General features: G+C 62.3%; 9 protein-coding genes. 3 read left to right on the top strand and 6 right to left on the bottom strand.

Features of this window, described 5'->3' with window-relative positions; translation table 11 throughout:
• The coding region (locus EG885_RS21325; RefSeq protein ID WP_131578689.1) for a transposase domain-containing protein at positions 1–99 on the top strand (99 nt) is incomplete at its 5' end.
• A gap of 546 nt (positions 100–645) precedes the next feature.
• Here EG885_RS21325 and EG885_RS21320 read toward each other — a convergent pair.
• From EG885_RS21320 to EG885_RS21305, 5 genes are all read right to left on the bottom strand, one after another.
• A complete protein-coding gene (locus EG885_RS21320; protein WP_242679790.1) occupies positions 646–1,023 on the bottom strand; it encodes a DUF1622 domain-containing protein in 378 nt (125 codons plus the stop codon).
• A gap of 76 nt (positions 1,024–1,099) precedes the next feature.
• Entirely contained in the window at positions 1,100–1,258 is a 159-nt protein-coding gene (locus EG885_RS23400) for a DUF421 domain-containing protein (protein ID WP_341352779.1), read from the bottom strand.
• Positions 1,259–1,278: 20 nt separating this feature from the next.
• Positions 1,279–1,578 carry a DUF421 domain-containing protein gene (locus EG885_RS23395; protein ID WP_242679788.1) on the bottom strand — a complete coding sequence of 100 codons (300 nt, stop codon included), beginning with the start codon at positions 1,576–1,578 and terminating at the stop codon, positions 1,279–1,281.
• A 437-nt stretch (positions 1,579–2,015) separates the two neighbouring features.
• Positions 2,016–2,669 (bottom strand): hypothetical protein, encoded by a 654-nt coding sequence (locus tag EG885_RS21310; RefSeq protein WP_131578687.1) that lies wholly within the window; start codon positions 2,667–2,669, stop codon positions 2,016–2,018.
• Positions 2,670–3,197: 528 nt separating this feature from the next.
• A complete protein-coding gene (locus EG885_RS21305) occupies positions 3,198–3,953 on the bottom strand; it encodes an SDR family NAD(P)-dependent oxidoreductase (protein WP_131578685.1) in 756 nt (251 codons plus the stop codon).
• A 170-nt stretch (positions 3,954–4,123) separates the two neighbouring features.
• Between EG885_RS21305 and EG885_RS21300 the strand changes: the two genes are divergently transcribed.
• Positions 4,124–4,999, top strand: a complete 876-nt coding sequence (locus EG885_RS21300) for an AraC family transcriptional regulator (RefSeq protein ID WP_131578683.1) — start codon at positions 4,124–4,126, stop codon at positions 4,997–4,999.
• A 235-nt stretch (positions 5,000–5,234) separates the two neighbouring features.
• Here the strand turns inward: EG885_RS21300 and EG885_RS21295 are convergent, their stop codons facing one another.
• Positions 5,235–6,170, bottom strand: coding sequence for a LysR family transcriptional regulator (locus EG885_RS21295; protein WP_131578681.1), 936 nt, complete (start codon positions 6,168–6,170; stop codon positions 5,235–5,237).
• Between the two features lie 95 nt (positions 6,171–6,265).
• Here EG885_RS21295 and EG885_RS21290 point away from each other — a divergent pair, with 95 nt between their 5' ends.
• On the top strand, positions 6,266–6,868 hold the full coding sequence (locus EG885_RS21290) for an alpha/beta fold hydrolase (RefSeq protein ID WP_131578680.1): 603 nt from the start codon (positions 6,266–6,268) through the stop codon (positions 6,866–6,868).
• Positions 6,869–6,885: the final 17 nt, after the last annotated feature.

Below are 6,885 nucleotides of genomic sequence, written 5' to 3'. Positions count from 1 at the left end.
TTCGCCTATTTGAAGGCAACCTTGGAAGCAGTGGCCGCCGGTCACCCGCAAGCAAGGATCGACGATCTGCTGCCTTGGAACTTCATGCCGTCAAGCTGAAAGCAGGTGAGGCGCCCCCGCCGCTTACAAATAATTCGATAAGAAACAGAAACTTCGGCTTCGACTTATTGCCATAAGTCGAAGCCGATCCGCCATCCAAAGAAAAAATTGTTCAGACCTGCCTTCAAACGGATTGTGGCATTGGGATTCTAATATCCCGCTCAGCGGAGGGAAATACCTCTCGATCACAGCCTTGTGTCACTGACGGTGAGTTGGATTGCTGTGGATGGGTCAATAGTGCGGCAAAATCGTCGGAGGGTAGCCGCGAATACCGAAACACCCTAGCCGCACAATGCAGATATGATTCAGATTCATTACGCATGGCGCAGGTGCGTCGACCCACCGAAGGCTAGTCGTTCGGTTCTGCTGACGCCGCGATGAACTTCCGAAGATTGTCCGAGCTCCAGGGTTTTGCCACCTTGCGTGTATAGACCTAGGTCGTTCATGCGCCCGGCGCATCTGTGGCAATTACCCCCTTAGGCGACAAGGTTGGCGACCATGGTGCCTGCCCTTATGACACGCCGCGTCCTCATCCCGACCGCGCGGTCATTCCTTCTCCAGCGCTCTCATCTCATATTCGAGAGAGAAGGAGATGAAGGAGCGGATCAGCACCAGCCCCCCCAGCAGCACGATATTGGCCAGCGTCAGGTGCAGCACAGTCCGGATCAGGTCGGCGACGATCAGCACTTCGAGGCTCGCCAGAATATGCCTGCCAAGCGCCAGCCGACCGCGGTTGAGCTGATGGTCGCGTTCATGAGCGTCGCGCCGCATGACCTCGCCCGAGACGAACCAACCGGTGAAGCGCACCACGCCCAGCAGCAGAATAGCGATCGCGAACAGTTCGATCAGAACGACGACCCATTCCAGCGCGGTGGCGACAGAACCCAGATGGTCGGACATGGACAGAAATGTCGTGTCCTCCACAAGCCTGTCCCTCTTCATTGACTGGTTACGTGAACCTGTCACCCCGCCGATTGGATGGCAAGGCCACGCCGCCAGATCAGCCCGGGGTCACCGTCATGGAGCCGTCCGTTTCCAAAACCACGGACAGAATGCCCTCGATGCCAGACTTGCCGCTCTGGCGCAGTGCCGCAGCGACCTCGTTGCGCGCGACCTTTTGTGTTTTCAGGACCGCATCGGGATAGCGCCCGTCATGCACCAGCAAGCTCGGCCCGGCTTTTATAAGACTCGGAAAACGCGGGCCGAGCGAACCGACAGCCACGTGATCGCATATTGCAGAGACACCCGCGGGGCCAAGGCCAAGATCCCTTCGAGCAGCGGAATGCTGGCATTCAAAAGGATTGTCGACAATGTCGAGCCGAGCGCCACGGTAACCACCAGATCAAAGGCGTTCATCTTGCTGAGCGTCCGTTTTCCAGACGCGCGCAACATGATGATCAAAGCCATATAGGCCAGCAATCCTACGAGCGGGATGCGCAGCAGGCTGGGCCAGTTGTCGAAAAAGATTGGATCGGACATGGGACAGGCTTTCGGACCTGGCTGGACATCGGGGCATGTTTGCGCAGGGACGAACAATTTCGGCGCGGCAGAATAACGTGCAGATAGACCGAGGCGACCCATCGAACATCCAAACCGAATGGCGAACCCGACGCGTGTATGTTGAAAAGGAGCTGAGACGCGTCACCTGAGGCGATACCCCGGCCCCCAGGATTTGGCATGATGATTATATGCGTTCGTCGCATGGTCCTTGGATCGGCTTCTTGATTGCCGATGGAACGGCCCCCGCATGTTGCTGCTGTGCTGAGAACGCAGCTTTGCGACAGCAGGCGGATCCTTAGCCGTCAAACGCCGTTTGTGACGCAACACGCCCTAGCCCGCTATGCTGAGACCCTGCGCGTCAAGGGCCGGCGGGCCGAAATCGTTGTAGATCTGTCGGCCCAAGCGGCCCATAGACCTTATGGCCCGCAGCGCCAAAACCCATCAGCCGCTGTCTCGATGCCCTCGTCCGGCAGGACCGTCAGCGTCGCCGGACGGGCCGGGGACTCGCCACCCTCGGCCGCGGGCCCCGTCACTTCGATCATTGCCGAACCGCCGACGCCGGTTAACGCGGTGCCGGCGATGATGGCGTCGAAGCCGCCCGGGGCGCTCAGGCTCAACATGCGGCCGGACGCTTTGATGACGGCTTGCGCAGGCTGGTTCGAGGCAACATATCCGGCGGCCAGCAGCAGTGTCCCGCTTTCGGTCTCGAAGCTGCAGAAAAGCTCACCGTCCAACGCAGCGCTCTCGATGTCGCTGGCGGTCAGCGGCTGCAGGCCGGTCCGCGTGACCGCGATGTCCAATTCGCCACCGATCTGAACCGCACGGGTTTCCTTGTCCAGAACACAGATGACGCTTACGGCGCGGTCATTCGCCGTCCGCCCGCTGACAATGGCCAGACCAAAGCGTTCGCTGGCGAAAGGATCGACCACCGCCGATGCACCGGAGATCGAGCCGCCTACAGCGCCCATGCATGCATCCTCGACCTCGGCAGCAAAAGCCGACCAGGCATCTTCGCTGGACCCGAAAGCGGGGCTGGCAAGCGGAAGGGCGGCGGCGAGAGGCTTCAGCATTTGAATGTTCCTTGCGTGGCGGCAAAGGACTGAACGGCAAGAGATGGGGGTCCGTTCACTCCGGCACATGACCCGGGCAGCGCGGGTGGCGCAGATATTATCGCGCATCCACGTTCACGACGCGGCATCCTTGCAGCCCATGCATCACGACTGATTTATCTTATAGCAGAAACACCGACGCTGCGAGCCACCGACAGCTCTGCGGGGTGCCCGGAAAACGCGCGCGAGCACTGGCGCCGAATGGTGAATTAGCGCTTATCACGGCGGACTGTCGTCGGGCCGCCTTCGGTTCAAGACATGCAAGGCCGCCCCAGACCAGATGGTCACGGCCAGGGCGCGCCGCAGCCCAGCTTTCGCAGAGGAGACACACCGTCTCCAGGTGACAAACCTCGCCAACCAACCAAGTCGCCGACGCAAGAAAAAATGCAGGCGTGCCGGATGCCGGTCATCAGAGACCACATACCTCGTCCATCGGAACCGCCTGGAAACCAGGCCAGCGCGCTACCGCGCTGACCCGATGCTACACGGTCAGATCGCCTGACCGCCCGAGACCTCGATCCGCTGTCCCGTGACCCACCGATTGTCGTCGGACAGCAGGCCTGCCACCATCGGGCCGATATCATCGGGCAGGCCCACACGGCCAAGTGCGGTCATTCCCGCATAGAGCGCGTTCACATCGGGATTGTCGCGCACGATCCCGCCCCCGAAATCGGTCTCGATGGCACCCGGAGCCACGGTATTGACGGCGATGCCGCGGGGCCCAAGCTCTTTCGCCAGATAGCGCGTCAGCACCTCGACCGCGCCTTTGGCCGCAGCATAGGCCGAGAAACCCTCGGCCGAGAACCGCGTCAGCCCGGTCGAGAAGTTCACGATCCGCCCGCCATCCGCGATCAGCGGCAGCAGCGCCTGCGTCAGGAAATACACCCCCTTCACATGCACGTTGAACAGCCCGTCGAACTGCGCCTCGGTGGTCTGGGCAAAGGGGGTGAATTCGCCATGCCCGGCGTTGTTGATCAGATGATCAAAGCTGTCGCGTCCCCAGACACCCCGCAGGCTATCCTTCAGCGTGGCGGCAAAGGCCGGAAGGTCCGGCAGATCCGACAGATCGAGTTGGAGCGCCACCGCCTTGCGGCCAAGCGCTTTGATATCCCTGACGACCTCGTCGGCTTGCCCGGCATTGCCACGATAGGCGACGACGACATCGCCACCACGGCGGGCGATGGACAGGGCGGTATTGCGGCCAAGGCCACGGTTGGCGCCGGTGACCAGTGCGATCTTGTTCATATCCTGCTCCTTCTCTTCAGCGGATGAGGGGAAGATGGGGCATGACGGCTGGCTTGTGTTGCCTGTTTCTCGGCCTCTCTTGCCTGTTTCGGTGAAGTTCTGCGAAAGGACTTGTCCAAAGGGCGTTATGCTTGCCTGATACTGCAAGCCCCTTCGCGTGGAGTTCCTTGATGCTCAGCCTTTTGACCCTTGTCCGCCGCCACGCCGATGCCCATGCCGACCGCTTCGGTTTTGCGCCGACCCCGTTTCGAGGCTTGGGTGTGGTGCGTCAGCTTTCTCCCGGCGAGTTGCAGGTCGCCGTGCAAAAGCCGCTGATCGCGATCTGCCTACAGGGTCGCAAGAGGGTGACGATGGGCACGACCAGCGTCGCGTATGGCGCGGGAGAGGCGCTGGTCATCACCGCCGATGTGCCCACGATTAGCGAGATCATCGAGGCGAGCCCCGCAGCCCCCTATTACGCGCTGGCCCTGGAGCTGGACCCGGCTTTGTTGCGCGAACTGGCGGTCGAGGCCGATCTGCGCACCAGCCACACCGCCCCGGTCAGGATCCAGCCTGCCGACCCGGATGTGACAGATGCCGCCTTGCGGCTGATGCGTCTTCTGGACCGGCCTGCCGCGCAGCCGGTTCTGGGCGAGGCGCTGCTGCGGGAAATGCATTACTGGCTGCTGACCGGTGGCCATGGCGCCGCGATCCGGGCGCTTGGTGGCGTCGACAGCCATGCCCATCGCATCGCGCGGGCGGTCGCGCTGATCCGCCGGGATTACCCGAACACCCTGCGCATCGGCGATCTGGCGGAGGTCGCCGGGATGAGCGAATCCTCGTTCCATCAGCATTTTCGCGCGATCACCACCCTGTCGCCCCTGCAGTTCCAGAAACAGCTGCGGCTGATCGAGGCGCGTCGCCTGATGCTGGCACGGGGGGCCGCGATTAGCCATGCCGCCCATGCCGTCGGCTATGAAAGCGTGCCGCAATTCACCCGGGATTACGCCCGCCTGTTCGGCACACCACCGGGGCGGGATAGGCGCGAGGCGCGGCTGAGCGCATGAGATGAACGGGGTCAAGACAGGCGATCCGGCACGGCGTCCTCCGCATGGTTGTCGGCCAGCCCGGAACGATGCGGGCTGCGGCGATACGGTCAAAGACCTCGGACCATACCTCATGGTCTCGTTATAAATACCGCCGGTCCGCGACGCCCGTGAACTGGTCACTAAGGCTTGCGGCAGCACGGTCCACTATTCGGCATCCGCGATGCGGGCAAAGCTGCCAGTCGGCATCCGTGGCTTACGCCGCTGGCTTTCCCCGTCCATCCCTGACTTTGACAAGATCAGCCGCCGCCCCAGGGCCCTTGTCAGCGTGCCAATCGGCTTCGCCCGCCACGATCCTGATCAGGGCCATGAGGGTCGCGTTGCGTGGCTTTGGGCCCGTGCGAACGATGGAGGCGACGTTGGGCGGCGGCGGGAAGAGGTCCGTCACCACGTCGAAACCCGGCTCGATATGGCGACCATTCAAAAGGGTGACGCCCAGACCGGCGCGGATGGCCGATGTCATGCCGGCAATGCTGGCGCATTGCATGACGATGCGGAACCCCGCCTGCGATTGCGGGGCACGGTGCAGCGCCCAATCGCGGTAGAAGCAGTCGTCGTCGAAGGTCAGCAGCGGCATCGGCTGGTCCATGTCCAGCGTGAGTTCAGGCGATTTCACCCAGCTCAGGCTGTCCTCGAACAGCGTCACGTCGTCTGGCCTGCGGTCGTCCGCGAACACCTGAAAGACACCGGCATCCAGCTCTCCCCGGTCCAGACGCGCCGCGATGACCCGGCTCTGCGCGACGCTGATCTGCGCCGAGATCGCGGGGTAAAGCCGGGTAAACCGCCCAAGGACGCGGGACACCCCGCTGCTCGTCATGTCCTCGGTCACGCCCAGCCTGATCCTGCCGCTCAGCGGCTCGGTGCTCAGCGCATGTAGCGCCTCGTCATGCAAGGCGAGAATGCGGCGAGCATAGCCAAGCAGCTTCTCGCCCTCCTGCGTGAAACGGGGGCGGCCCGTCCGACGGTCCAGCAGGGCGCAGCCCAGCACGTCCTCCATCCGCTTGATCTTGTGAGAGACGGCAGATTGCGACAGCGCCAGCGACGCCGCCGCGCGGGACACGCCGCCCTGGTCCTGAATAGCGCAAAGGGCCTGAAGCGCCCCGATTTCCATCTTTGTCATGACGAACGGCATGACATTTTTCGATCGCTTTGGTCAACCACTGCATTTTACGTCATTCACAGACCGATTTATCCAAGGGGCCTGAACCCGAATATAGGAGAGACCCCATGAACCAGCTCATCACGGAACAGGTCGTCGTGAACGGTCACCGCATCGCCTGCGGACGTCATGGAGAGGGCGAGCCTGTCGTCTTTCTTCACGGCACGCCCTCATCGTCGCTGATCTGGCGCAATGTCGTCCCGCATGTGGCGCAGCAGGGGTTCCGCACCCATGTCTTCGATCTGCTGGGCTTTGGCCTGTCGGAACGTCCCCAGAACCCGCAGGTCGATACCTCGATCTCCGCGCAGGTGCAGATCCTTCTGGCCATGCTGGATCACTGGGGCCTCGATCGGTTTCACCTCGTGGCGCATGATTTCGGGGGCGGCATCGCCCAGAGGCTCGGTGTCTTTCACCCGGAGCGGATGCTGTCGCTTACGATGATCGATGTGGTCAGCTATGACAGCTATCCATCGCCGCGCACCCGGCAACAGATGGAGAAGGGCCTGAGCGCGCTGGCGAAGGCTCCCGATGATCATCACCGCAGCCATTTCCGCGACTGGCTGCTAGGTGTCACATCCCATGTGATTATACGGCCTCTTCCTGAACAGGTCCGGCCTTTGTTTTTGCCAGTCCTTGAGCGCATCAATGGGCGTTCGGCCCTTCAGCACTGATTGCGGGAGCTGACCGT

Source organism: Paracoccus nototheniae (genome assembly GCF_004335005.1).
Classification (GTDB): domain Bacteria; phylum Pseudomonadota; class Alphaproteobacteria; order Rhodobacterales; family Rhodobacteraceae; genus Paracoccus; species Paracoccus nototheniae.
The sequence above is the reverse complement of the archived record's forward strand: the minus strand, read 5'-3'. Positions and strand labels throughout refer to the sequence as shown.

Excerpts from the sequence above, each read along its gene's own strand:
- EG885_RS21295 (WP_131578681.1), bottom strand. The coding sequence starts at position 6,170 with ATGCCGTTCGTCATGACAAAGATGGAAATCGGGGCGCTTCAGGCCCTT.
- EG885_RS23395 (WP_242679788.1), bottom strand. The coding sequence starts at position 1,578 with ATGTCCGATCCAATCTTTTTCGACAACTGGCCCAGCCTGCTGCGCATC.
- EG885_RS21300 (WP_131578683.1), top strand. The coding sequence starts at position 4,124 with ATGCTCAGCCTTTTGACCCTTGTCCGCCGCCACGCCGATGCCCATGCC.
- EG885_RS21310 (WP_131578687.1), bottom strand. The coding sequence starts at position 2,669 with ATGCTGAAGCCTCTCGCCGCCGCCCTTCCGCTTGCCAGCCCCGCTTTC.
- EG885_RS21305 (WP_131578685.1), bottom strand. The coding sequence starts at position 3,953 with ATGAACAAGATCGCACTGGTCACCGGCGCCAACCGTGGCCTTGGCCGC.
- EG885_RS21290 (WP_131578680.1), top strand. The coding sequence starts at position 6,266 with ATGAACCAGCTCATCACGGAACAGGTCGTCGTGAACGGTCACCGCATC.